This window comes from Vibrio sp. 03_296 (assembly GCF_002265885.1).
In genome coordinates, this window is sequence record NZ_NPKW01000142.1 from 42528 (window position 1) to 67675 (window position 25148).

19 protein-coding genes and 1 pseudogene are annotated in these 25148 nt (G+C 45.8%); 10 read left to right on the forward strand and 10 right to left on the reverse strand.

The features are described 5' to 3' along the window. Window positions 1–172 precede the first annotated feature (172 nt). A complete protein-coding gene (locus CIK04_RS18515) occupies window positions 173–3355 on the forward strand; it encodes a glycosyl hydrolase family 18 protein (protein ID WP_038941009.1) in 3183 nt (1060 codons plus the stop codon). A 75-nt stretch (window positions 3356–3430) separates the two neighbouring features. Here the strand turns inward: CIK04_RS18515 and glgC are convergent, their stop codons facing one another. The 4 genes from glgC to CIK04_RS18535 form a co-directional block, all read right to left on the reverse strand. Next, entirely contained in the window at window positions 3431–4645 is a 1215-nt protein-coding gene (gene glgC, locus CIK04_RS18520) for a glucose-1-phosphate adenylyltransferase (protein WP_097352646.1), read from the reverse strand. Window positions 4646–5035: 390 nt separating this feature from the next. Next, complete coding sequence (locus CIK04_RS18525; RefSeq protein ID WP_097352647.1) at window positions 5036–6784, reverse strand: formate--tetrahydrofolate ligase; 1749 nt, start codon at window positions 6782–6784, stop codon at window positions 5036–5038. A gap of 181 nt (window positions 6785–6965) precedes the next feature. Continuing rightward, complete coding sequence (locus CIK04_RS18530) at window positions 6966–8270, reverse strand: inosine/guanosine kinase (RefSeq protein ID WP_038941011.1); 1305 nt, start codon at window positions 8268–8270, stop codon at window positions 6966–6968. A gap of 124 nt (window positions 8271–8394) precedes the next feature. Beyond that, window positions 8395–8880 carry a CreA family protein gene (locus CIK04_RS18535; RefSeq protein WP_097352648.1) on the reverse strand — a complete coding sequence of 162 codons (486 nt, stop codon included), beginning with the start codon at window positions 8878–8880 and terminating at the stop codon, window positions 8395–8397. Window positions 8881–9184: 304 nt separating this feature from the next. On the opposite strand from CIK04_RS18535, the gene CIK04_RS18540 reads away from it, so the two are divergent. From CIK04_RS18540 to CIK04_RS18550, 3 genes are all read left to right on the forward strand, one after another. Beyond that, window positions 9185–9688: a hypothetical protein gene (locus tag CIK04_RS18540; protein ID WP_095429810.1), complete on the forward strand. Its 504-nt coding sequence runs from the start codon at window positions 9185–9187 to the stop codon at window positions 9686–9688. Window positions 9689–9748: 60 nt separating this feature from the next. Further along, complete coding sequence (locus tag CIK04_RS18545) at window positions 9749–11524, forward strand: HD domain-containing phosphohydrolase (protein ID WP_097352649.1); 1776 nt, start codon at window positions 9749–9751, stop codon at window positions 11522–11524. A gap of 156 nt (window positions 11525–11680) precedes the next feature. Beyond that, a complete protein-coding gene (locus CIK04_RS18550) occupies window positions 11681–12349 on the forward strand; it encodes an HAD-IA family hydrolase (RefSeq protein WP_038941015.1) in 669 nt (222 codons plus the stop codon). Here the strand turns inward: CIK04_RS18550 and CIK04_RS33460 are convergent. Together CIK04_RS33460 and CIK04_RS18560 are read right to left on the reverse strand one after the other, a co-directional pair. Then, window positions 12346–12561 (reverse strand): hypothetical protein, encoded by a 216-nt coding sequence (locus tag CIK04_RS33460; protein ID WP_072599220.1) that lies wholly within the window; start codon window positions 12559–12561, stop codon window positions 12346–12348. The two genes, CIK04_RS18550 and CIK04_RS33460, sit on opposite strands and share 4 nt — an antisense overlap. 264 nt (window positions 12562–12825) lie before the next feature. Continuing rightward, a complete protein-coding gene (locus CIK04_RS18560; RefSeq protein ID WP_017790884.1) occupies window positions 12826–14259 on the reverse strand; it encodes a methyl-accepting chemotaxis protein in 1434 nt (477 codons plus the stop codon). 353 nt (window positions 14260–14612) lie between these two features. Between CIK04_RS18560 and CIK04_RS18565 the strand changes: the two genes are divergently transcribed. After that, complete coding sequence (locus tag CIK04_RS18565; protein ID WP_039466508.1) at window positions 14613–15206, forward strand: ACP phosphodiesterase; 594 nt, start codon at window positions 14613–14615, stop codon at window positions 15204–15206. A 55-nt stretch (window positions 15207–15261) separates the two neighbouring features. Beyond that, window positions 15262–16518, forward strand: a complete 1257-nt coding sequence (locus CIK04_RS18570; RefSeq protein WP_039466506.1) for a DEAD/DEAH box helicase — start codon at window positions 15262–15264, stop codon at window positions 16516–16518. Between the two features lie 100 nt (window positions 16519–16618). Here the strand turns inward: CIK04_RS18570 and CIK04_RS18575 are convergent, their stop codons facing one another. Both CIK04_RS18575 and CIK04_RS18580 read right to left on the reverse strand, forming a co-directional pair. After that, window positions 16619–17422 carry an EAL domain-containing protein gene (locus CIK04_RS18575; protein WP_011081203.1) on the reverse strand — a complete coding sequence of 268 codons (804 nt, stop codon included), beginning with the start codon at window positions 17420–17422 and terminating at the stop codon, window positions 16619–16621. A 295-nt stretch (window positions 17423–17717) separates the two neighbouring features. Then, window positions 17718–18349, reverse strand: a pseudogene (locus CIK04_RS18580) (hypothetical protein). Window positions 18350–18710: 361 nt separating this feature from the next. Between CIK04_RS18580 and CIK04_RS18585 the strand changes: the two are divergent. After that, window positions 18711–19250, forward strand: coding sequence for a cytochrome b (locus CIK04_RS18585; RefSeq protein WP_017422875.1), 540 nt, complete (start codon window positions 18711–18713; stop codon window positions 19248–19250). Next, entirely contained in the window at window positions 19247–19816 is a 570-nt protein-coding gene (locus tag CIK04_RS18590) for a YceI family protein (protein WP_038941020.1), read from the forward strand. Before CIK04_RS18585 ends, CIK04_RS18590 begins: the two co-directional genes overlap by 4 nt. 104 nt (window positions 19817–19920) lie before the next feature. Here the strand turns inward: CIK04_RS18590 and focA are convergent, their stop codons facing one another. Beyond that, entirely contained in the window at window positions 19921–21372 is a 1452-nt protein-coding gene (focA, locus tag CIK04_RS18595; RefSeq protein ID WP_017422873.1) for a formate transporter FocA, read from the reverse strand. A 251-nt stretch (window positions 21373–21623) separates the two neighbouring features. Here focA and CIK04_RS18600 point away from each other — a divergent pair, with 251 nt between their 5' ends. Together CIK04_RS18600 and CIK04_RS18605 are read left to right on the forward strand one after the other, a co-directional pair. Beyond that, entirely contained in the window at window positions 21624–22529 is a 906-nt protein-coding gene (locus CIK04_RS18600) for a LysR substrate-binding domain-containing protein (protein ID WP_011081208.1), read from the forward strand. A 196-nt stretch (window positions 22530–22725) separates the two neighbouring features. Next, a complete protein-coding gene (locus tag CIK04_RS18605; protein ID WP_026050850.1) occupies window positions 22726–23199 on the forward strand; it encodes a DUF1097 domain-containing protein in 474 nt (157 codons plus the stop codon). Between the two features lie 202 nt (window positions 23200–23401). Here the strand turns inward: CIK04_RS18605 and CIK04_RS18610 are convergent, their stop codons facing one another. Continuing rightward, window positions 23402–25033: an ATP-dependent endonuclease gene (locus CIK04_RS18610; protein WP_097352650.1), complete on the reverse strand. Its 1632-nt coding sequence runs from the start codon at window positions 25031–25033 to the stop codon at window positions 23402–23404. Between the last annotated feature and the right edge of the window lie 115 nt (window positions 25034–25148).

The window sequence follows — 25148 nt, forward strand, 5'->3', positions numbered from 1 at the left end:
CCGTTGCATAGTTACACTAGTTTCTTGCGAGTCAATGTTCAATTATTGCAATTGATAGGTGTGAAATCTTCAAACTGTACTTAAGTTATTTTACAGCAAAATATAAGTCATCAAGGGATTGCTTTTGGTGATGATTTAAACGTTGAAACAACAACTTAAGGGAAGAGCCTGTATGCGTTTTAAAAACGGAAAGGCAGCAAAGAATGTGTTTGTACTCAGTACTTTGACTGCTTCATGTCTGATGGCATTCAACAGCTACGCGGCTGTTGATTGTTCACCTCTACAAGAATGGAATTCTTCGACGGTTTATAACGGTGGAGAAAAAGTTCAGTATCAGGGTAGTGCTTATGAAGCCCGTTACTGGACACAAAACAATAACCCAGCAGAATTTTCGGGTGATTGGGCACAGTGGAAAGCACTCGGTGCTTGTGACAATGGCCCGGTTGACCCAGTCAACCAAGTTCCCACCACCGCTTTGACCTCACCAGTTGCAACGGATGTGGTGAAAGAAGGTGATATTGTTGTACTTGCAGCAACGGCAGCGGATCAAGATGGCACCGTCGCCAAAGTTGAGTTTTTGGTTGATGGCGTTGTGGTTGGTCAAGATACATCGGCACCATTCTCCGCATCATGGACTGCAACCGCAGGCGCTCATACTTTCAGCTCTGTCGCTTATGACGATAAAGGTGCGGTAAGCCAACCAAGCAAAGTGACGTTGACAGTGGAATCCACGCAGCCTGGCAATACGGCACCAACGGTCGATCTTGCACTTTCTGCGACCACGGTTGAGCAGGGCGCAGTGGTTACGTTGACCTCAAATGCAGCAGACAGCGATGGTACTGTTGATAAAGTAGACTTTTTTGTTGGTGGCGTACTTGTCGGTACGGCAGCAACCGCTCCTTATACGCTTGACTATACCACCACTCAAGCTGGCTCTTTGTCGGTCTTTGCTCGTGCGACGGATAACCTTGGTGCAACCACGGACTCCGCTGCGCAGACACTGAAAGTCAACGGTGTGGCACCAGTGGCATCTTGTCGCCCTGATGGCCTGTACCAAACAGAAGGCGTCAACGTACCTTACTGTACGATTTACGATGAAGAAGGTCGTGAGAAGATGGGGGCAGACCACCCACGTCGTGTGATCGGTTACTTTACCAGCTGGCGTAGCGGTGATGACCCACAAGCGGCGTATCTGGTTAAAGATATTCCGTGGGAGCAGTTAACGCACATTAACTACGCGTTTGTCAGCATTGGCTCTGACGGCAAAGTCAACGTTGGTGACGTAAACGATCCGACTAACGCTGCAACTGGAAAAGAGTGGCCGGGTGTTGAAATCGATCCAACTCTGGGCTTCAAAGGTCACTTTGGTGCGCTAGCCACTTACAAAGAAAAATACGGCGTTAAGACGCTGATTTCTATCGGCGGCTGGGCGGAAACGGGCGGTCACTTTGGTGCGGACGGCAAACGTGTCGCAGACGGTGGTTTCTACACCATGACAACCAATGCGGATGGTTCCATCAACCATGCGGGCATTGAGAAATTTGCCACCTCTGCGGTCGAAATGATCCGTAAGTACAAGTTCGACGGTGTAGACATCGATTACGAGTACCCAACTTCTATGGCGGGCGCGGGTAACCCAGATGACAAATCTTTCATGGAACCTCGCCGTGCTTATCTCTGGGCTTCATACCAAGAGTTAATGCGCGTATTACGTCAAAAGCTTGACCAAGCATCTGCACAAGATGGTGTTCACTACATGCTCACCATCGCAGCGCCATCTTCGGGTTACCTACTGCGTGGTATGGAAACGTTTGATGTGACTAAGTACCTCGATTACGTCAACATCATGTCTTATGACTTGCATGGTGCATGGAACGATCACGTTGGTCACAATGCGGCGCTGTACGATACCGGTGAAGACTCAGAATTGGCGCAGTGGAATGTTTACGGCACGGCGCAATATGGTGGCATCGGTTACCTCAATACAGACTGGGCATACCACTACTTCCGCGGCTCAATGCCAGCAGGCCGTATTAACATCGGTGTGCCTTACTATACTCGTGGTTGGCAAGGTGTGACGGGTGGTACCAATGGTCTATGGGGTCGCGCGGCGCTGCCAAACCAAGCTGAGTGTGCTCCGGGTACTGGTGAAGGTGAGAAGAATAACTGTGGTCATGGTGCGATGGGTATCGACAACATGTGGCACGATACCGATCCAAAAGGCAACGAAATGGGCGCGGGTTCAAACCCAATGTGGCATGCGAAGAACCTAGAAAAAGGCATCTTTGGTTCCTACGCGTCCGCTTACAAACTCGACCCAGTCAACGATCCACGTGATCAACTTGTTGGAAACTATGTGCGTAACTACGACAGTGTGGCTGTCGCGCCATGGTTGTGGAATGCGGAAAAAGCAGTATTCCTATCAACGGAAGACAAAGCGTCTGTCAGCGTGAAAGCCGACTACGTCATCGATAAAGAGATCGGCGGTATCATGTTCTGGGAACTGGCGGGTGACTATAACTGTTACGTACTTGATGCCAATGGCAACCGCACGACCATCGATGAAAGCGAGCAGGCGTGTGCCACGGGCAACGGTGAGTTCCACATGGGTAACTCGATGACCAAAGCTATCTACGATAAGTTTAAGTCAGCAACCCCATACGGCAACACGGTCGCGACGGGCGCAATTCCTTCAGAGACACTGGACATCGCAGTTTCTGTAGGCGGCTTCAAAGTGGGTGATCAAAACTACCCAATCAACCCGAAAGTGACCTTTACCAACAATACCGGTACAGCAATTCCGGGTGGCACTGAGTTCCAGTTCGACATTCCAGTATCGGCGCCAGATAATGCGAAAGATCAATCTGGTGGTGGCTTGAAAGTGATTGCTTCTGGTCATACTCGTGCGAACAACATCGGTGGTCTGGATGGCGTAATGCATCGTGTGGCGTTCTCGCTTCCTGCGTGGAAAGAGCTACCAGCAGGCGGAACTTACGAGTTGGATATGGTTTACTACCTACCAATTTCTGGTCCGGCAAACTACAGCGTGAACATCAACGGTGTGGACTACGCATTCAAGTTTGAACAACCTGATCTGCCAGTTGCTGATTTGTCTGCTGGCAACGGTGGCAACACGGGTGGTGGTGATACTGGCGGCGGTAACACCGGAGGTGGTGACACTGGAGGCAATACAGGTAGCGGTACGGTTATCCAGTGGGAACCCGGCGTCACACAAGTGAATAATGGCGAAACAGTCACCTTCAACGGTAAGTGTTTTGTTGCGAAAAACAGCCCAGGGGTTTGGGAGTCTCCAACACAAACCAACTGGTTCTGGGATGAAGTAACCTGTCCATAGTTCATTGCACTACAAACAAACACCCCAGATTGATTCTGGGGTGTTTGTTTATTGTTAAACATAGGCTTAGTGAATTTAGAATTGATAGCTTTCAGGTACAACAACAATGCCATTGTCCGAAATTTTGAAACGTTGTGAATCTTCTAAGTGGTTCAAGCCAATCTGAGTGTAGGGCGGGATTTTGACATGTTTGTCGATGATGCAGTTGACCAACTGGCATCCTTCACCAATTTCAACATCGTCAAAAATAATACTATCGACAATTGTCGCACTGTCGTTGATTCTGACATTCGAAGAAACAATGGAATGCTGAACGGATCCCCCCGAATTAATCACACCGTTTGAAATCATTGAGTTAATGAAAATACCTTCATTTCCTGAACCTGATGAAACGGTTCTTGCTGGTGGATATTGGGGTTCATAGGTACGGATCCCCCAATCTTTTTGGTAGAGGTTCATCGGAGGAATCGGCTCTAAAAGGTCCATGTTTGCTTGATAAAAGGAATCAATGGTGCCTACGTCGCGCCAATAGCAATCTTTATCGACCCGGCCTTTACTACCGCAGAACTTGTAGGCATAAACAGTACCCGTTTCAATAAGTTTCGGAATGATATCTTTACCGAAATCGTGTGAGGAATTCTCATTCTGCGCATCTTCGGTTAACGCGCTTTGCAGTACATCCATACTAAAAATATAGATGCCCATAGAAACAAGGCTGCGTTCGGGATTATTCGGTAGGTGTGGTGGATTTTCAGGCTTTTCAACAAAAGAATGGACACGATTATTCTCTTCTATCCCCATAACACCAAACGCTTTGGCTTCTTTACAGTTCACATCCATACAAGCGACCGTGAGTGCCGCATTATTGGCGATGTGTTCCTCCAGCATCGGTGCGTAGTCCATTCGGTAGATATGATCACCGGATAACACCATGACGTACTTGGCTTCACTGCGTTCGAGCAGCCACAAGTTGTGATAGATGGCATCGGCTGTGCCTTCGTACCATTTGCCACCCTTGCGCATTTGAGGCGGTACGGAGGTGATGTATTCGCCTAGTTCAGGGTTGAAAATGGACCAACCATCACGAAGATGTTTTTGCAACGAATGCGATTTGTACTGGGTGAGGACGAGAATTTTACGTAGGCCGGAGTGCAAGCAGTTGGTAAGCGTGAAATCGATAATGCGGTATTTTCCACCAAATGGTACCGCGGGTTTTGCTCTGTCATCCGTTAATGGACTGAGTCGTGATCCCATGCCTCCGGCCAGTATCACTGTCAAAATGTCCTGCATGCGTATTCTCCCTGAATGTGTGCAATGTCCTAAAGATTAGTACAAGATTTGAGCCAAAACCTTTTTATTGAGAAATCATGATGTTTTCATTAAATAATCCATTGCTGTGCACAAAAAGCAAGCAGTGAGCATAGTTGTTGCACGGTGTTAGTGCGTCGCAATGATAAAAAAGGTCGGCGTCTAAGGTCTTGGCACTTAGTCGTTTTACACTGTAAATAAGCGAAAATCACAAGTACTAAAACGAGTGGCTTGTACGCGTTGTGCTAGATAAGGCTTTAGGTGGGATTTCTGTAATCTAGCTTGCGTTAGGTTCAAAAAAAAAGCGCCTTTTTGCAAGGCGTTTAAGGAGTCTCAACAGGATCCTCAACAATGTGATATCGAAATCGCGGCTTAGCTTAGGCCAACAATATCGCCATTTTCATCGATATCCAACGCCATAAAAGCGGGAATGTCTGGTAAACCAGGCATCGTCATCACATTGCCAGTGAGCGCGTAAACAAAACCCGCACCAGCACAGAGCCGAACTTCACGAACCATGATGGTAAATCCACTCGGTGCACCTTTGAGAGAGGAATCGGACGAGATAGAAAGGGGGGTTTTGGCCATACACACGGCCAACTCGCCAAATCCTAACGTTTGATAAAGAGCCAACTGTTGTTTTGCTGTTTCGCTAAATTGCACCTCACCACAACCGTAACCTTTAGTACAAACGGTGATGATTTTATCCTCGAGCGTCTGCTCTGCTCTATACAGTGGGCGAAAGTTTGCAGGCGCATCACATGCTTCAATCACTTCACGAGCCACCGCTTCCATGCCTTTACCACCTTTGGCAAAGCCTTCGCTGATTGCGACACGAACATTGAGTAGCAGTTGCTGAATCCAAAGCCTGAGTTGCCCAAGCTCCTCTGCGCTGTCTTGCGGAAACTGATTGATAGCAACGACCACTGGTAAACCGTATTTTTGCGCGTTATCAATATGCCATTTTAGGTTACTAAAGCCGGATTTCAGCGCTGCGTGATCCGGTTGAAATAAGGCGTCTGGTAATGGCATACCAGGTTTTAGATCATACAGCCCGGAGTTTGCTTTTAAACCGCGCAAAGTCGCAACAATCACCACGCAATCGGGGGCTTTGTGCGAAGTTGAAGATTTGATGTTGCATGCTTTTTCAAGCCCCATATCAGAGCCAAAACCCGCCTCGGTGACAACGTAACTCGATAGTTTCAAGGCAATTTCATCAGCGATGATGGATGAGTTCCCGTGCGCAATGTTGGCAAACGGACCCGCATGAATGAGGGTAGGCACACCTTCAAGTGTTTGCATCAGTGTCGGTTTGATCGCTTCTTTCAGTGTTACTGTCATCGCACCTGCCACTTGTAGCTGTTCTGCGCTAACAGGTTCGCCATCCAGATTGTAAGCGAGCACCACTTTACCAATGCGTTCACGCATATCTTGAAGGTTTTTCGACAACGCCAAAATTGCCATCAGTTCAGATGCGGCTGATATATCAAAGCCTTCTTCACGTTCAAATCCGTTGATGGTCTTGCCTTCGTCATTGATTCCAACACGAACTTTACGCAGTGCGCGATCGTTGTGGTCCATTACGCGTTTCCAAACCACGCGATCTGGGTCAATTCTTAATGCAGGGAGCCCGGTGCGAGCTTCAAAGGCTTGATAACCAGCGCGTTGTTCGTGATAGATGCGGGCATCAATGGCAGCTGCGGCAAGATTGTGCGCCGCAGTAACGGCATGAATGTCGCCAGTAAGATGCAAATTCAGCTCATCCATCGGGGCGACTTGTGAATAGCCACCACCCGCAGCGCCCCCTTTGACACCAAAAACAGGCCCCATAGAAGGTTGACGGATACACGCCATTACCGATTGGTTGAGGCTCTGTAACCCTTGTGCTAGACCGATAGTGGTGACGGTTTTGCCTTCTCCAAGTGGGGTTGGTGTAATTGCCGTGACCAAAACAAGTTTGCCATCTTGTTGCTCAGCAAGGCGTTTTACACATCGGGCAGACACTTTCGCTTTATATAAACCGTGAGTTTCAAACTCATCCGCCAACAGTCCTGCTTTTGTTGCAATCTGTTCAATTGGTTTAAGAGGTGTCGTACGACAAATATCGATATCTGAAAGCATGCAAAACCCTTATCTAACAATCACGCAAACGTTTGCGGAGGCATGATACTTAAATGCATTATTGAGTAAAGTATTATATAAGCTTAGTTGTGCTACAGCTTAGTTTAATTTGAGAAAAATTGGCTTAGATCAAAAAGAAAAGGCTGCATAATAGCAGCCTTAAGAGAATTAAGTACGGAATCTATCGATCCCAATAAGCTTCTTCTAAACTGTCTTCACGTTCTGGTAAAGCACGTGATAGGCGCGGAGAATGCTGAGTCAGTACTTCGTAACTGACTCGGTTTGCATACTTACAAATTTGTGACAGTGACGAATAGGTCAGGCACATATGCTGATGTTTCTCTGAGTTAGGGACATTCTTCAGATGAAACGCGTTGGACGCCATATCATGAAGAAGGGCAGAGAGTGCACCATCGCCAGCACCATTGGTGTTTTTGATTTCGGCCGGGCCACCTAAGTAAGGGCCAATATGGGAGTAGACTCGGACTGGCTCTTCACATTCAGCTCGGCGCATTGCACGACTAAATTCGTACATGTTGAAGCCTTCAATCGCACCTTGGTAAAGGTCGTGCGTCGTTTCGCGCTTCGCATCGTTGTCGGTGTAACCTGCCATGTAAAGGCCGTCTGGACCTGCAGTGCAAAGGACAAGGTCAACCCAGTCGAGTGCTTTATCGGCCGCTTTCAGTGGATCAGATTCACCGGTCAGAGCTTGGCCTTCTTCTTCATTCATCGCCACAACCGTGATGTTTTCACGGATGTACTCTTGCCACCATTCAGGGTTGCCTTCGATCACGTATTTCGTTCCGAGAGTCAGTACGACGGGTACGGAATGCTTTTTCGCGTATTCAATAGCACGTTGTACCGCTTGTGGCATTGGATCTTCCGGCTTACCTCGCATTAGGTACGACGAAACCACGAGCGCAGCTGCTTTTTCAAACACTTCTTCTGGAATGCTCTCTGGAGCGAGCTTGTTCATGTGACCTTCGTTGATCGCAAAGGTGCGCTCACCATCTTCAGAGATAAGGGTGTAGCAACGACCAATAGGGCCATCCACCGTTTGTAGGTGGTTGAGGTTCATGCGAGAAGATGTACGACACAAATAGCGATAGGCGTACGAGCCAACTTGAATGTTTTTCGACATGACACCCAGTAGAACAGACTTACTGTCTGCTAAGACTGAGTAGTTATGAAGGGTATTGCCAATGGTATCACCAGGGTATTGGTGAGTAATTAGGCCACGTTCTACTAACTCTTCGTAGAGGGCGTCAGCTTTGCTTTCTTCAAGAACTAGCGAGTGTCCTTTACTTAACTCATATTTCGCCAAAAATGCGTCATCTACACGCGCTTCGATATCTACGATTGTCTGACCAACACCAACGATGGTTGGGCGGTAGAGCTTAGGTGCCACTTTAAGTTCAGTAACGAGTGGATCTCGAGTGTTTGTAGGGAAATAGTGTTTAGATTTTCGCTGACCAGGAAACTTCATACTAGTGATAGATTGAGAAAAAAGAGGCGCATCATATCACAAATTTTTTGAAACAAGGCTCTTTTTGTTACGCGAAAAATTGGCCGAACAGTTTTTGTTCGGCCAAGTGGTTTTTGTGCAGATATTATTGAGTTAGTGCTTCTGTTTTGCTCGGATCAACGTAGGCGTCAGTCCCCCAAAGCGGGACCGTTGATAAGCTATGTTTGAAGCTACCTTCGGTTTCTTTGGTTGTGTACGAAAGGTAGAGTAGGGTCTGGTTCTTTTGATCGTAAATACGACGAACCTTCATTGTTTTAAAAAAGATACTTTTTGACTGCTTGAACACCACTTCGCCGGACGAGCTTTTGTCGATCTTAGCGACCATTTCCGGTGTAATACTGCCAGTCTGGCGGCAAGAGATAGAGCTGTCACTCGGATCGGATAGGCTTAAGTTTGCCTCAATCGAAGCGATGTGACACGTTACGCCGGTGACCACTTCATCTTGTAGCGAGGTGATTTTAATGTCCTTTAGGGTAAACCAACCCAAGCCTACGTCACCGACCTCGTTGCCACCACACCCTGAAAGCAGGGCTGTTGTCGCGAAAACAGCGGTAAGTAGTTTTAATTTCATCGTCTTATCCTTTTTGACCTTGTCAACTGAATGAGCTTACCTTACCAGTTTTGACCCTCAGCTGTCTCTAACTAGTTCGGTCAAACTTGCGCCATGCAAACGTTTGAATCGCAAATTGATTAGAACCAATCTTAACCGCATGGTATGGTATGAGCCTTGCAGGAAAGTAGGAAAACGAAGAGGTTATCAGTATGAAGAGAACATGTGTTGTGCTGTTGATTTCGTTAGGCTTACTTGCCGGGTGTTCAGCACCTCCGAAATCTACCATCTGTACACCCAAAATTTGTGATATTTGGAATTAATCATGTCGAATCAAGCTCCGCCAATAACGAATAAAAAGAACAAGTGGTTATCCGATCAAGTTGATTGTGAGTTTCCCACCAAAGAAAGTATTGACGGATTGCAACTCTACCGCGCTTCTGCTGAGCAGCGCACCACAGAGCCATTTTCTATCGCGGTGACCGAATGTGAGGAGATGGAACACTACTTGGTCGATTTCCACCGTCTGACCATTATGTTTGCACTGCTGCAAAGTAAGCGTTGGTCTGACGAAAGTGAACAGTCGTTAATTGTTGAGTTTCTTACGCAAATCATTCTGTCGCCAGAACACGATCTTTATGTGAGTTTCTCTCACGGTGAGCCCGTAGGCGCAGCGATGGTGACGCGTTTGGAGTCAGAACTTTTGGTTTCCGATGTCGTGTACAAACAAGCTTTCGATAAAGAACGAGTTGTGGGTTATTTGAGCTGTTTGCTTGAAAAAGTCACACAAGAAATGTCTGCGGTAGAAAAAATTCTCATCGAAATTTGATCAATGTCGTAATAAGTTCCTAATCAGCCACTATCATATCCCCACCATTTATTACTTGGGATGCATATGAGAACGCTTAGGCTTATTTTGATGTCCGTTGTTGTGCTGTTGATGAACTCCGCATTCGCTTCGACACAATGGCAAACGCGCCAAGTGCTCATTCTCCATTCCTACGATGCTTCTTATCAATGGACTCAAGAGATGCAGAGAGGCATTGAGAAAGCCATTGACAGTATTGACGGCGATGTCCGTCTATCTGTTGAGTATCTCGACACCAAACGAATCTCTTCGGCGGACTACTTGCAAAAGACCGCCGAGTATATGATCGCGAAATATCGCGGTTATCATTGGGATGGAGTGCTGGTCACCGATGATAACGCACTGCGCTTTGCACAGACGTACTTTTCACAGCAGCTCACACAGTATCCCGTCGTTGCCGTCGCGATCAATGATACACAGTGGCAAAGCCAATCGAGTAAACACAACTTCCAAGTCATTTATGAAAAAGACTTGTTAGATGAAAACCTCGCTCTGATTGAAGCCCTTCGCCCCAACATTCAAAAGCTTTATTATCTTGCGGACAAAAGTATTACCTCCGATCTGATTCGCGCCGACTTGAATCATTCGATGCGTCAGCACGCAAACATTGAACTTGTCGACATATCAGATAAATCGCTCAGCGAGGCCAGCCAATTTTTAGCTCAGATTGATCCGGATGACGCGGTGTTACTCACGCACTACAACACGGAGCTGAGTTCTGGCGTATTTCATTCCTACAAAAAAATCTCGAACACAATAGGCGAAAGTAGCCGAGCACCGGTTTTTGTTCTGTGGGACCTCTATCTTGGGCAGCCCGGCATTGTCGGTGGCTACGTTAATTGTTCAGAGAAATTTGGTTATCAAGGCATGTTGATGCTGGCAGAGCAAATGGGCTACACCTTGCCAGAGGCGATGATGGATGAAAGGCCATCCTCACTTGTCTTTGATTTTAACGCACTAGACAAGTACGACATCGATTTAGATAAGTTACCGCCTAACGCAACGTTATTGAATGAGCCCATTTCTTATTTGGTGAAGCATCGGCAGGTATTGCTGGTCGCGGGTGTGATTATTTTGTCATTGTCTATGGTGATCGCCATGCAGTACATGACGATTCAGCAGAAAAAATTGATTAACTTGAAAAATCGCAAAATTGTTGCTCTGCAGAGACGAACATTAGCAGTGCAAAAAGAGATGATTCATGTGCTAGGTGAAGCCATTGAAACACGTTCTGGAGAAACGGGTAACCATGTTAAACGTGTCGCGCAATTATCCGTTGGGTTAGGGCGTTTATGCGGATTGAGCTACCGTGAATTGGAGATGCTAGAAATCATTAGTCCGATGCACGATGTCGGCAAAATTGCTATTCCTGAAGCCATACTGGACAAGCCCGGTAAACTTAGCCTAGAAGAGCGAGAAGTGATCCAGACCCATTGTGAAGTGGGTCATCGCCTCCTTAATAACAACAAAGCCAAGATCATGAAATTGGCCGCATTGGTCGCGTTACAGCATCATGAGCACTGGGATGGCCACGGCTATCCATATCAGCTAAAAGAAGATGAAATTCATGTTTTCTCAAGGGTTACAGCCATTGCCGATGTGTTTGACGCATTACTTAGTGAGCGTTGCTATAAAGCGGCTTGGGACATTCATCGAGTGATCGACTTCTTTGAACAGCAGAAAGGTAAGCAGTTTGATCCGTACTTAACGGATTTGCTACTCAACAACATCGACCATTTTGTCGAGATTCGAAACTGTTATCCAGATAATCTTAATGAATTCAAGCAGGCGAGCTAAATTCGCTACACTCTGCGCATTTATGATCATTCTCCGGCATAGATTATTATTTTTGTCGGAGAACTCCGGTTTTCTGAGCACTTTGCTTCATATAGTAAAGGGGATTTAAGTGAACGCCCTTCGTTCACGCTGATTTCTATAAACTGGGGAATGCGAATGATAAAAACAAAAATAAAATGCGTCATTTTCGACTGCGACGGAACCTTGGTCGACAGTGAAAAACTGTGCTGCCATGCTCTCGTGAATGTCTTTGAACAATTCGGCTCTCATATTTCCTTAGAACAATGCCTTGCTCAGTTTCGAGGTGGGAAGCTGGCTGATGTACTTTCCGATGCAATGGCATTGGCTGAGCTCGATATATCGTTAGATTTACTAGAGCCTGCTTATCGTAATGAGTTAAACCATTTGTTTAACGAGAAGTTGCAAGTGATGCCTGGGGCTGAAAACTTGCTCGATTTTCTCGAACGGGAAAAAATTGAATATTGCGTCGCGTCGAATGGCCCGAAAGACAAGATTGCGCTCTCTTTAAGGCTGACGGGGTTGTTAGAACGGTTTGAAGGGAAAATGTATTCGGCGTTTGAAGCGAATGCGTGGAAACCCGATCCTGATCTTTTGATGTACAGTGCGTTCCACATGGGGTTTGCAGCGGATGAGTGTATCTATGTCGACGATACGCCAAAAGGGGTGGAAGCCGGTATTAATGCAGGTATGAGGACGTTTCAGTTATTTAACGGTTATGACATTAACCAAACAACAGATGCCCGAGTCAGACAGATCGGGCATTTGGAAGAACTGATTGAGATTATTCGCCAAGAATCAAATTAGTGACAACTGTTACTGATGGAATGTACGTAAGCAGGTCGATTTTGATAAATAGGTGCCATTTGGAGACAACGAATGGCGCTGAAGTTCTTTGTATGGAAACCGCATGAGGCACATGTGAATTTTTCCCCATCTCCAGAGATGAAGTACTCGTCGTGTTGACAAAGTGGGCATACGGTATTTTCGTTTACGTCGATATATTTATAAGTATTCATTTTTTAATCACCAGCAGCAAAATAGGCCCTATTAGAATAGCGAAATGTTTAATAACAGGGCATTTTTTCACTCTAATAAACAAGTTCTTGAGAGTGATATCCCAGTATTGTATGAGAAGTTAGATATTTTCATTGCAATTTGTTTCTTGAGCCGAAAATGAAATTGAATGCTTATTCCCAATCAGAAATAAGGCGTAAACAAATATGACCCAAAACGAATAAAGCAACTCACGGATATTAAAAAAGCTCCCGAAGGAGCTTTTGTCATTGTGTACGATATTGTTTAAGGATTTGTGACAGTGAGACAGTGGCCTTGGTAAGATTTGCCACTCCTGATGACGATTGCTGCGCGACGTTGCGTATCGTATTTGATTGGCTGCGAATATCACTGAGCTCTGAAGCAATGTCGTTAGCGACCGCACTTTGCTCTTCAGCAGAGGTGGAGATTTGAATACTCATGTCCATCAGTACTTTCGCTGAGTCAGCAATCGATTTGACGTCCGTACCAATTTCAGCAATCAAATCACTGCTGGTTTTCGCTTGGCTGACCGTTTGGGCGGTAATCGAAGCGATGTTTTGACTCTCTGTTTGCAGCTTCTCTATCATGGCTTGAATTTCAACAGTGGCCGCCTGAGTGCGACTGGCCAAGGTTCGAACTTCGTCGGCCACTACAGCGAAGCCACGCCCTTGTTCGCCCGCTCGTGCCGCTTCAATCGCGGCGTTAAGTGCCAGCAGGTTTGTTTGTTCAGAGATGGCATTGATGGTGGTGATCACATCATTGATTTGCGTCGTGTTGTCATTCAACGTGGATACTGATGTCGATGCTCGCTCAATGTAGCTAGAAAGCTTATCAATCTCTGCAATCGCGGACACAACGCGTTTATGACTGCCTTCAATATGATGGGTATCGCGTTCCGTTTGATGCGTCGCTTGCTGAGAAATCGAAGAGACTTCTTTGGCTGAAGCGGTCATTTGCTCCATAGCGGTAGCCACTGAGTCTAATGAGGAATACTGATTTTGGATTTGCGTTTCGCTGAGCTTCATCTCTTTTTCAAATGAAGCACTGGTTTCGCCCATCGTGTTTGCATTCTCTTTGACGCTTTTTACTAGATCGGTCAGAGTGTCCATGGCTTTGTCTAGCGCACAGCCAATGGTACCAAATTCATCACGACCCGGATGGAAGCCAAGACGAGAGGTTAAATCGCCCTCACCAATTTTCTGTGTAGTGGTGTAGAGAACCCACAGTGCACCACCAAGGAAAGTTGCGACCCAATAACAAAACAAACCGAAAGGAGCGAGCCACAAATAGCTTAGCAAAAAGGTGGTAAGGGCAGAGGATCTTGCCTTGTCATCAGATTGTTTCGTATTCGCAGTGAGCTGATAAAACTGGCCATCGGCTCCTTTTAATGACACGGTAGTCATGCCATCTTTGTATTTTGCATCAGTTGCACTTGCGGCTTTAGATACACCACTGGTGGCCAAAATGGCTTCACTGTTAGGATGGCTGACGATCCCTTGTAAGCGGCTTTGCGCGGCGATTTTAGCCTGCACCTCTATCTGTTCTAGTTGGTTAACATAACGGGCACCTGAAACACAGGATAGGGCGAGGATAAACAGGGTGACGATGACCCAGATTTTGTCATTGATCGACATTTTGATAAACAAGCGGTCGATGGTCCTAAATTCAACTTCTCTCATATCTGCTCCATATTGAGATCAATTCGTCGCTAAAGTTATAGTGATACGGAAAGATTTTATGAGAGGAAGCTCAAGGTTGTATGCAATTAATGATATGTAACATTTTAATATTGTGATCGGTACGGTATAACCACATACAACAGGATGTATAAAGAAGGTTTGCACGATGCAACCTGTTACACACTATTTCCCCACACATACTAAGGAGTGGTCATGTCAGAATTTGAACTGAAAAATGATGAGACACTAGAGTGGCTGGACGCGATGGAAATTGGAATCGATTTGTCGCAATACCCAAATGAAGAGAATGACGCAGACAGCGATGCCTGTTGATTCCCCCCTGACACACAATAATGAACTACCTTGCCCACCTACATTTAGCGGATGTTGCCAACAGTGACATGTTAGGCAACTTACTGGGCGACTTCGCCAAGGGTGACCCAAGCAAACAATATTCATCGGAAATTGTGCAAGGGATTCGTCTGCATCGCGCCGTCGATAAGTTTGTTGATACACACGGTATCGTGCAAGCGTGCAAAAAACGCTTCCCAGAAGCACAGCGACGTTTTGCATTAATCGCTTTAGACATGTTTTGGGATCATTGCCTTGCGATGCATTGGCATCGATACAGCGATATCTCTTTAGATTCATTTGTGCATTATGCGCAACGAGAAGTCGCCAAACACGGCACCAAAGATCTGCCACCCTCTTTTTTGCTGTTGAATCAACGCATGTGGCAAGGTAAGTGGTTGCAGTCATATCGTGAGATGGACAATATCGAGTTTGCTCTGCACAGAATGTCACAGCGTCGACCAAGATTGTCGCCACTCTCTGAATGTCATGCCACATTACAAGACGAATATGAGCGGTTTTCGAGCGCCTTCGAAACGCTTTATGCCGACACATTACAATTTAGCTGCAACCAACAGAAAGAGTTTGGCTTGTAGATAGAGATATTTATCTGCCTCTGCTACAATCCGCGCTCATTTTTTGGGGGCCGTAATGACAAATACTTTCATTGAGCTTGGACTTGACTCTTCGTTAAGCGATCATCTTTCTCAGCTAGGATTTAACACACCAACACCGATTCAACAGCAAGCGATTCCGCATCTTTTGCAAGGTAGAGATGTGCTGGCTGCTGCTCAAACAGGAACTGGAAAAACCGCCGCTTATGGCTTGCCTCTGATCCAAATGTTGTCACAACAGTCGCGAGAAGAAACGGCACCCAAACATCCTAGAGCACTGATCTTAGCGCCAACCCGAGAGCTGGCGCAGCAAGTGTTCGATAATTTGAAACAGTATGCGCAACATACTGATTTGGCAATCGTTACTGTATACGGTGGAACCAGCATCCGTGTTCAACAAGAACAATTGGCGAAAGGTGTTGATATCCTCATTGCGACGCCTGGGCGTCTATTGGATCATCTTTTTACCAAGAAAACCTCATTGAACCAGTTGCAAATACTGGTGTTAGACGAAGCCGATCGCATGTTGGATATGGGCTTTTTGCCCGACATTCAGCGCATTATGAAAAGAATGCCTGAAGAGCGTCAAACGCTGCTGTTTTCCGCTACGTTTGAGACGCGTGTTAAAGCACTGGCTTATCGTTTAATGAAAGAGCCTGTCGAAGTTCAGGTTGCCGCGGCCAACAGCACCGCCGACACCGTTAAGCAGATGGTGTATCCGGTCGACAAAAAACGCAAAAGTGAGTTGTTGGCGTATCTCATTGGCTCTCGTAATTGGCAGCAAGTGTTGGTGTTTACCAAAACTAAACAAGGCAGCGATGCTTTGGTGAATGAACTAAAGCTCGATGGCATCAAGGCTGCGTCCATCAATGGCGATAAATCGCAAGGTGCACGTCAGAAAGCACTGGATGATTTTAAATCGGGTAAAGTGCGCGCGTTAATCGCCACCGATGTCGCCGCGCGCGGTTTGGATATTGCGCAGCTAGAGCAAGTCGTAAACTTCGATATGCCTTATAAGGCGGAAGATTACGTGCACCGAATCGGCCGAACGGGGAGAGCAGGGCAAACGGGTCTCGCAGTGTCGTTTATGTCACGAGATGAAGAATACTTGCTGCAAGCGATTGAAAATCTTCTGGATACCCGTTTACCCCAAGAATGGTTAGCGGGATTTGAGCCCAGTGAAAAAGAGAACTACGTTGAAGATACCTCTAGCAAGCGTACCAGTCGTTCAGCAGAAAAACGTAAGCTTAAGCAAAAGTTAAAAATTCACCAAGGCCGTGGTAAAAAGCGCTGATTACCGTTCGGGCTCACCGCTTAAGTTAAAGCACAAAAGTTAGAGAACAAAGAGTTAGGTCGGAACGGGCACACCATTCCGACCTGTTTTATTACTAGCCCTAGCCAAAGGAGGCCAAAGAAAACGCGGGTTCTTCTTCAAGTGATTGCGGCATCGCCAAAAAGTAACCTTGGTACATATCCAGATTCAACAATTTCATTAGGCTAAGCTGCTGCTCGGTTTCAATCCCTTCAATCACGGTTAGCGATTCCATTTCTCGGGCAAAAGCCAATGCGCATAACAGCAAGTTGGTATCGCCTTCTTCGTAGCGCTGAAGCAAAGAGCGGTCAAGCTTAATGATGTTGGGCAGTATATTGCGTGTGCGCTCCTGAGTGGAGGCCGCAATGCCAAAGTCGTCAATGGCCCACCAAAAGCCGTTTTTACTCAAAGAGCGAGTCGCGCATTGAAGCTCTTGCTCACAGTTCACTTTGATTTCAATCAGTTCCATGACAATTTGCTCTGGGCAAAGATCGACTTCTCGGATGGTTTTTAGCAAAAAATGGTAGCTCAGCTCTTCTAATGCCAGTCTTTCAACCGCATGCGGTAACACATTGAGAAAGAGTTTCTTATCTCGATAACTGGATTGAGCAAAATTGCGTATGTGCATGATGCGGCTCAAACGTTCAACGTTGAGCTTATCGATTGGTGAGATCTCATCGGAATGAAAAAAATGGTCGGGACGGATAATACTTCCGTCATCACACTGGATTCGGACCAGTGCTTCAAGGCCCACAACAGTCAGGTCTTTTTTGTAAATTGGCTGAAAAACACTTCGAAGTGTCATTTCCTTATAGCGTGAAACAAACTGTCCACCCTGCTCAGAAAATATATACTCGTTCAGCTTCTCTGCAGTTAACGTGTTCATCTTACGGCTCGAATTAGTGGTAGAACAGCTCCTTGTTCCTACCATGCGAAAAACAGTGTTCTGTGCTGAGTCAAATCTTTGTCTAACTTTCTAATGGATGCACAGCCACATACTTTGGTTCAATGAACCTTTAGGTCAACTGACCCTAATTAATACTTCTAAAGTTAATATCTAACCCGCGCTTGTTTTGCTTATCAAGTAAAGTTGCATGCCAAACTTATAATTGTCGAAGCAGCTCAAATTTTGTGTTGCATAAGCGTTAAAACTTGGGGGTAATTTGCGCAGTTAGATCGATTTACCACTGGAGTACTGCGTAAAATTGAACATATTTACGCACCATCTGTTTGTTCCCTGAGCGCCTTAGCGGGTGGCCAAACTTTAGGTAACAAGGAGAAATGTTGAAACGGCTTTCCAATGATTGAGTCAGCTGTGAATCACTGGTGTAGAGCGAAATTCCTTGTTCACTGTACTCGTTGATTTGGTCCGGTAGCTCACCCATCCACCAATAAAGAAGTTCACGGCTTGTTTTACTACGGCTGATCCAGTGATCACCGATAAGGAACAATAAATCATTGGGTTGTATTGCAAACCCGTACTCACTTTGCCATTCAGTGACATCGGCCAATAAATTGTCTCGGCATGTTTTGCCCGCGCTGACCATATGGTGAGATAACACCCAAACCGTGCCGATTTCTGATGTTACCCGGTATTGGTGTGGCAACTCGCCCACATCCACTTTTCCAGCGGCTCAATCACGCTTTCATGAGCAAATTGCTTAAACGTGTTCTGCATGCGGCGCGCAAAAGCCAATCCTAAGTGGTGCTCACTCATACCTTGGTTATGTACGGCGGGATAGTGCTTTTCACACAGTTTTAAACAATCGTCCTGAAAGTTGTTGACGCTTTTAATCACAAGGTCGAGTAGCAAGATATGTCCTTATAGAAATCGAAACAGTCATCACGTTTTTGAGGTTAGCATGTTTAAAAACAGGCAACTAACATTCGCTTACAAGTTCTTGATCAAAACATCATATTTTTACCTTCCTCAATGCTGACTGATTGTTTCAATAACTGAATTGATTTGAGACAAGGCGCTAAAAGGGCAGATGGGTCAACGAAGAACAAATAATGAAAAGTTCCTTCAATTTTTTCGAACAAGTTGTTCCACCGCCGTAGGTAGCCCGTTTGTAAAACTTGGTAAATAATCTTACTCACTTTGTAGGGGAAAGGTTATATTGCGTACTGCTACCTATTCTCATTCTCTATTGTCTATAAGGTTGGATAAAACGATGGAAAATCATGTGACGCAGTACAACGCCATTGCTCGGCTGATTCATTGGGTATCGGCTGCGGTCATCGTTGGTATGTTTGCCGTCGGTTTGTGGATGGTGGATTTGTCGTATTACAGTGAGTGGTATCGCATTGCACCGAATTGGCATAAATCTGTCGGAGTCTTGCTACTTGCTTTGACTTTGTTTCGTTTGGTATGGAAGTTGGTGAAGCCATCACCGGCCATCGAAGGTAAAAAAGCCGAAGTCATCGCCGCAAAAGCAGCGCATCACACGATCTATTTATTACTGATGGTGCTGTTTATCTCTGGTTATTTAATTTCGACGTCTGATGGACGTGGAATAGAAGTATTTAATTGGTTTACCGTCCCAGCAGCCGGTGAGTTGTTCGCTAATCAGTCTGATATAGCGGGAGCGATTCACTTTTATGTTGCTTGGGCATTAATCGGCCTTGCTGCACTCCATGCACTTGCCGCTTTAAAACATCACTTTGTCGACAAGGACAATACATTAAGAAAAATGATAGGAGCTCGAACATGAGAAAGTCAGTTATTGCGACAGGTTTAGCGTTGATGATGGCAGTGCCGTTTGCTGCAAACGCTGCTGATTACGTTATTGATACCAAAGGGGCGCACGCGTCTATTAACTTTAAAGTGAGCCATCTTGGTTATAGCTTTATTAAAGGTCGTTTTAATACCTTCTCTGGTGACTTTTCTTACGATCAAAACAACATTGCTGCGTCAAAAGTAAACGTGGTAGTTGATACTCGTAGCTTGGATTCTAACCATGCTGAGCGTGATAAGCACATTCGTAGTGGCGATTTTATTGATGCAGGCAAATTCAATACCGCCACGTTTACTAGCACCAAAGTGATGGATAAAGGTGATGGTAAACTGGATGTGATGGGGGATTTGACGCTGCACGGTGTAACAAAGCCTATTACTATTGCTGCTGAGTTTGTTGGCGAGGGTCAAGACCCTTGGGGTGGTCAACGTGCGGGCTTTATCGGTACGACTCGCCTAGAGCTTGCTGATTTCAATATCCCAGTGATGGGGACTTCAAGCTACGTTGATATGGAATTGCACGTAGAAGGCATTAAGAAGTAATTTCTTCGCATGAGATTACGTTGCGAATGAAATAAGAAAGATCAATAAGAAAGCCTCCAATGGAGGCTTTCTGCTTATTTAAGCCATGTTGTTTATTGTTTTCGTTACGCCGTTTCTAACTGACGCGTTTCAACGAGATTCAGACGCTCACCATAAATTGGACGCAATGCGTTCAGTACTTCTTGACGAGACACAACACCTGCGAACTTGCCATTTTCTAGCACAGGCAGAACATGGGGCTTGTTCACTTTCATGCTTTTCGCGCGCTCTTCAAGTGACAGTGACGTCATGCGAGTAGCGATGCCCATGCTAGACGTTGGGTATAGCTGCTCTTTATCGATACACAAGAATTCCACCACGTCGACTAGTCGGTCGTTGACATCAATCGCCACCACGTCACGGCTCATCAAATCCACAACTTTTTGGCCAGTGCTTGGTAGGTAATCTTGGCACCAAAGATCAACCATGACATCGTGTGCAGAGAGGAAGCCGACAAGACGACCTTCAATATCAACCACTGGCGCACTGATAATATGATTGTCTAAAAGAGTATCAAGTGCGGTTGCGATTGGCATTTCTACGCCTAGTACCACTGGTTGTGCATCCATGATGTCTCTAACTACTGCTGCGTTTTTCATAGTAAATTCCTTAACTGACGTAATATGTGTTGTTTGTGTAATTGTGCTGATTTTTGCTGCTTTTAGTTCTGGGCGACGGTAGATACACCAGTTCGCTAAGCCGACTAATACAGCGCCGCCGACGATATTGCCCAAAGTCACGGGAATAAGGTTGGCAGTAATAAAGTGACCAACATTGAGATCCGCATATTGGCTTGCATTCACGCCGACTTGCGCCCAAAAAGCGTCAGGGGCAAAGTTGGCAATCACGATTCCTAGTGGCACCATAAACATGTTGGCGACACAGTGCTCAAAACCGCTGCTGACAAACATGGCGACCGGCAACATGGTCATTACGGCTTTCGTCATTGCGTTGGCTGAGCTGAACGTTAACCAAATAGCAAGACAAACCAACAAGTTACATAGCACCCCTAAAGAGAATGCTTGAATCGTCGTGTGGTGAAGTTTGTGTTGAGCGATGTTCAACGCATTCAAACCCCATTGACCGCCATCCATTTGGTATAAACCAGCACCTGTTACCAGAAGCAAAAGAAACATCGCGCCGATAAAGTTACCGATATAAACCTTGCCCCAGATTGACAGCATTTTCGTAAAGCTGATTTGTTTGTTTGCCCACGAAATACTCGACAATACTGAACTGGTAAACAGCTCCCCCCCGCAGATGACGATCAGAATTAAGCCCATACTGAAAGCCAAACCGCCAGCGAAGCGGCTAAGACCCCATCCCGCATTGGCACTACCCGTTGTCACCGTGATGTAGAAAAGAAACGCGAGACCGATAAAAGCGCCAGCCATAATCGCCAAACCTAACGTCATGGCGCTGGTTTTATTGGCTTTACTAAGGGCAAATTTCTCGGCTTCTGCCATCATTTCTTTGGGTGAAAAGTATTGTGTGTTTTCAGAGGTAGCCACTGACATGTTGACTCCTTTTATCTGAGTTCATTGATACTCCTTAATGTTGTTCTTGGTTATGTTGAAAGCCCTGACGTTGTTAGTGAGTGCGGTGTTCCCGAACCGCACAATCAGATTAAGCGTTTGAGTCTCTACAGGTAAAATTGATAATTTTTAGTTTTCTCATCAAATTATTTGATATGCCAAAAGAGAGGCGTAAAATGAAACCCATTGCTCATCAATTTGATGTATTGCTGTAGTAATTAGGGGAACAAAACTTGCGTTATTCGTTAAAACAGTTGGCCGTTTTTGATGCGGTCGCTGATACAGGAAGTGTGAGCCAAGCGGCTGACAAACTCGCTTTAACTCAATCGGCAACCAGTATGTCTCTTGCACAATTAGAGAAGATGTTGGGAAGGCCTTTGTTTGAGCGACAAGGAAAACAAATGGCTTTAACCCATTGGGGGATGTGGTTAAGGCCAAAAGCGAAGCGATTACTCCAAGATGCCCAACAAATAGAAATGGGCTTCTACGAGCAACATTTACTGAGCGGAGAGATTCGTCTAGGGGCGAGTCAGACTCCTGCAGAACACCTTGTGCCAGACCTCATCAGCATAATTGATAATGACTTTCCTGAGATGCGTATTTCTCTCGGGGTGAAGAGTACCAATGGGGTTATTGAAGGCGTGCTGGATTACCGCTATGACCTAGGGATTATAGAAGGGCGCTGTGATGACAACCGTCTACATCAAGAAGTCTGGTGCCGTGACCATTTAACCGTCGTTGCTTCAGCAAATCATCCTTTTGCCAAACGTGAAACCGTGAGTTTGGCGCAGCTCGAACAAGCGCGATGGGTATTACGAGAACATGGCTCAGGTACGCGCAAAATTTTTGATAGCTCGATTCACCACTTGGTCGAAGATCTTGATGTGTGGCGTGAATACGAGCACGTTCCGGTACTCAGAAGCCTGGTGGAAAATGGTTCCTATTTGACTTGCTTGCCTTATCTTGACGTAGAACGCCATATTGAGGCGGGGAGGTTGGTCGCACTGAATGTTCCGGACCTCCATATGGAGCGAACGCTCTCTTTTATATGGCGAGCAGATATGGCTGAAAACCCGCTAGTAGAATGCATTAAGCGTGAGGGATTGAGAATGATGAAAGGAAAACCATCAGTTTTATAAGTGAAAAGCGAAGTTGGGTTATTTTCTAAATCTGTTGATTTAACGGTTGCGTCATGTTTTACGTGCAACAGTTTAGTTATTGCAACTATATATGTGATCGCTGTCGTGTATGTGTGACGAAATTTCGCCTAGTATTCATTGCCTGATTGATCTGTGAGTAGGCACAGGCCGCTCCAACAAGTTTGGGTTGCAAACAATGAGTACATTAGTCGCTATATCACTAACCACTGGTATTTTGTCTGGATTATGGGGATGGATTGCCATCTCACTTGGCCTCTTATCATGGGCTGGCTTTCTGGGTTGTACCAGCTACTTCGCTTCACCTAATTCTGGGTTGAAAGGGCTAGCGGAAAGCTTGCTGACAAATATGTCTGGTGTTTTTTGGGCGATGGTGATCATTTACGGTTCTACCTATGCTGGCCTAGAAATTCTAGGTTATGTCATTACAGCCTTGGTGGCATTTGCGATGTGTATTCAAGCGAAACAAACGTGGTTGGCCTATATTCCAGGTACTTTCATCGGCTCTTGTGCAACGTTTGCAGCAGATGGCAATTGGCAGCTAGTTGTGCCATCTCTGTTATTAGGCGGTGTGTTTGGGTACTTGATGAAGGCCTCTGGTTTGTGGTTACACCAGAAATCATCCGCTGCACAGCTTGCTCGACAAGCATGAGGTAGCCCCCCGATCTTATTTGTATCTAGAATGCTGAGTTTGAATCCCGCTTTGTATTCGCTATCAAAATTTATGATATTTGGTACAAGCGCATCGTTTGATGCGCTTTTTTTATTTCCGCTTTTGTTTCAGCCACTCTCTCTATCACCGTTGTTGTGCCCTTGGTGTGTTGTTCGCTGATAACACACCGTCAAAGCATGGATTAGGTGTTGCCATTGGCCATGGTCACAATGCGCTTTAGTGTCCAGCGCAGTAATACAGGGATACACTCAATGCCGTTTTCTTCACAGTGGGAAACAATCGACAAGGCCAGATCGGGTTTAGCGTGTTTCTTAAGTACCTTGTTCACGACCTTTTTGGCAGGAATAGGATGTTCATAAGGAATTTTGATGAGATCCTTAAAGAATTTATCAAAGCCATGATTATATAAAAAATGTTCTATGTCGTGATCGGGCAACTCAGTAAGTCGATGACGTTCTTGATCGTGTCCGAGCATGCTTTTCACCGTTGCAGCGTATTTCTTGCCTGCTGCATCGCCATCTGTCACCACATGCCAATCGATTCCCATCGCTTTCGCCACTTTGATCAGTGAGCGTAATCCGGATTGTGCAAACTCGATAATTTGTACGCCTTCTGCCGCCAAGTTGTATCCACATTGGTTGGCCAGTTCATTGAACAGCCAAACTTCCGTTTCACCTTCTACTAACAACCAGCAACGAGCGAAAAGAGCCCCAGAACGATGGAAACGAATGTGGAAACCGATTCGACGCAACTCATCCACACTGAAACGCTGTGGTTGGATGCTTTTGGCAACCGTTTTATCGGACTGACGGATGAGACGGCGAATGGAGTAGAGTGGAACAGAACCCAGCAATGCGCCGCTGTTGGTGGTGAGGATTTTTTGCATGGGCAACATTTGCAACAAGCTCCATGCGCGAGCCAAGTGCGTTGGATGGAGTCGGCCTTCAGGATCTTCAATGATCAAGATAGGACGAGCGCAGCGACGTAAATCACTTGGGCCCTTGGCTTGCAAATAGGCATTTAACAATCCCATCAACAACAAACGTGTTTGCTTGTTGTTGGTTTCCTTAATGAATTGACTTAGATTTTTGTCTGCAGACGTCGCGTTATAAAACAGGCCATCGCGTGGCTTACGTGGGTCATTACGGGTCGGGCTTTTAAAAGAAAAATAGTGATCGACCAACGAATGCATGGAGTTTAAACTGCTGCGCATCTCGCCTTTGTTTACATGGCCCGGTATTGCTAACAAGCGACGACAGGTGTTATCAATCCGTTTTTCAATGCGGGCATTTTTACCATTTGAAGCATTGGTAATTTCGGGGAATCGACGTGAATCTCGCAAGCGAATGACCGGATGCAGAGACATGAGCTCTTGTGCGATCTTTTCGGAATGATGAAGCGCTTTGGTTGAACCGTCGTTATTTAAAAATGCATAGTGCGTCGTGATGTCGTAACCTTCTCGGGTCGCACTAATGCGGTAGAAAATTCGATGATCCCCATTGTCGTCTTGACACCAAATAGGCTTAAGGCGTCGGTAACGTCCTGCTTTTGTCTCATGTCTATCGGTAGAACGGAAGCAGAGCACAATTTGTAGATGCTGTGTTTGAGGATGTGAGATGGAATAATCGACGTGAAAATCAGACATCTTGAATTGGTATAACTCAGCGTCTGTCGGAAGAGCGACGGAAAGCGCGTCTAAAAGTGACGATTTGCCCCAAGTGTTTTCACCAATCAGGGTAGTGAGCTCATCAAAAGAAAGAGACAACCGCCGTATGCCACGAAAACCGGAGATTTCAATTCGTTCTAAAAGCATAACTCTCCTCCATGCGCGCCGTAATTATTTGAATGTAAAGTGAAAGGCGCTTATAGAAAGAATATGACAAAATTAAACAGACTGTTTGTTATGGTGTCACACTTTTCATTTGACT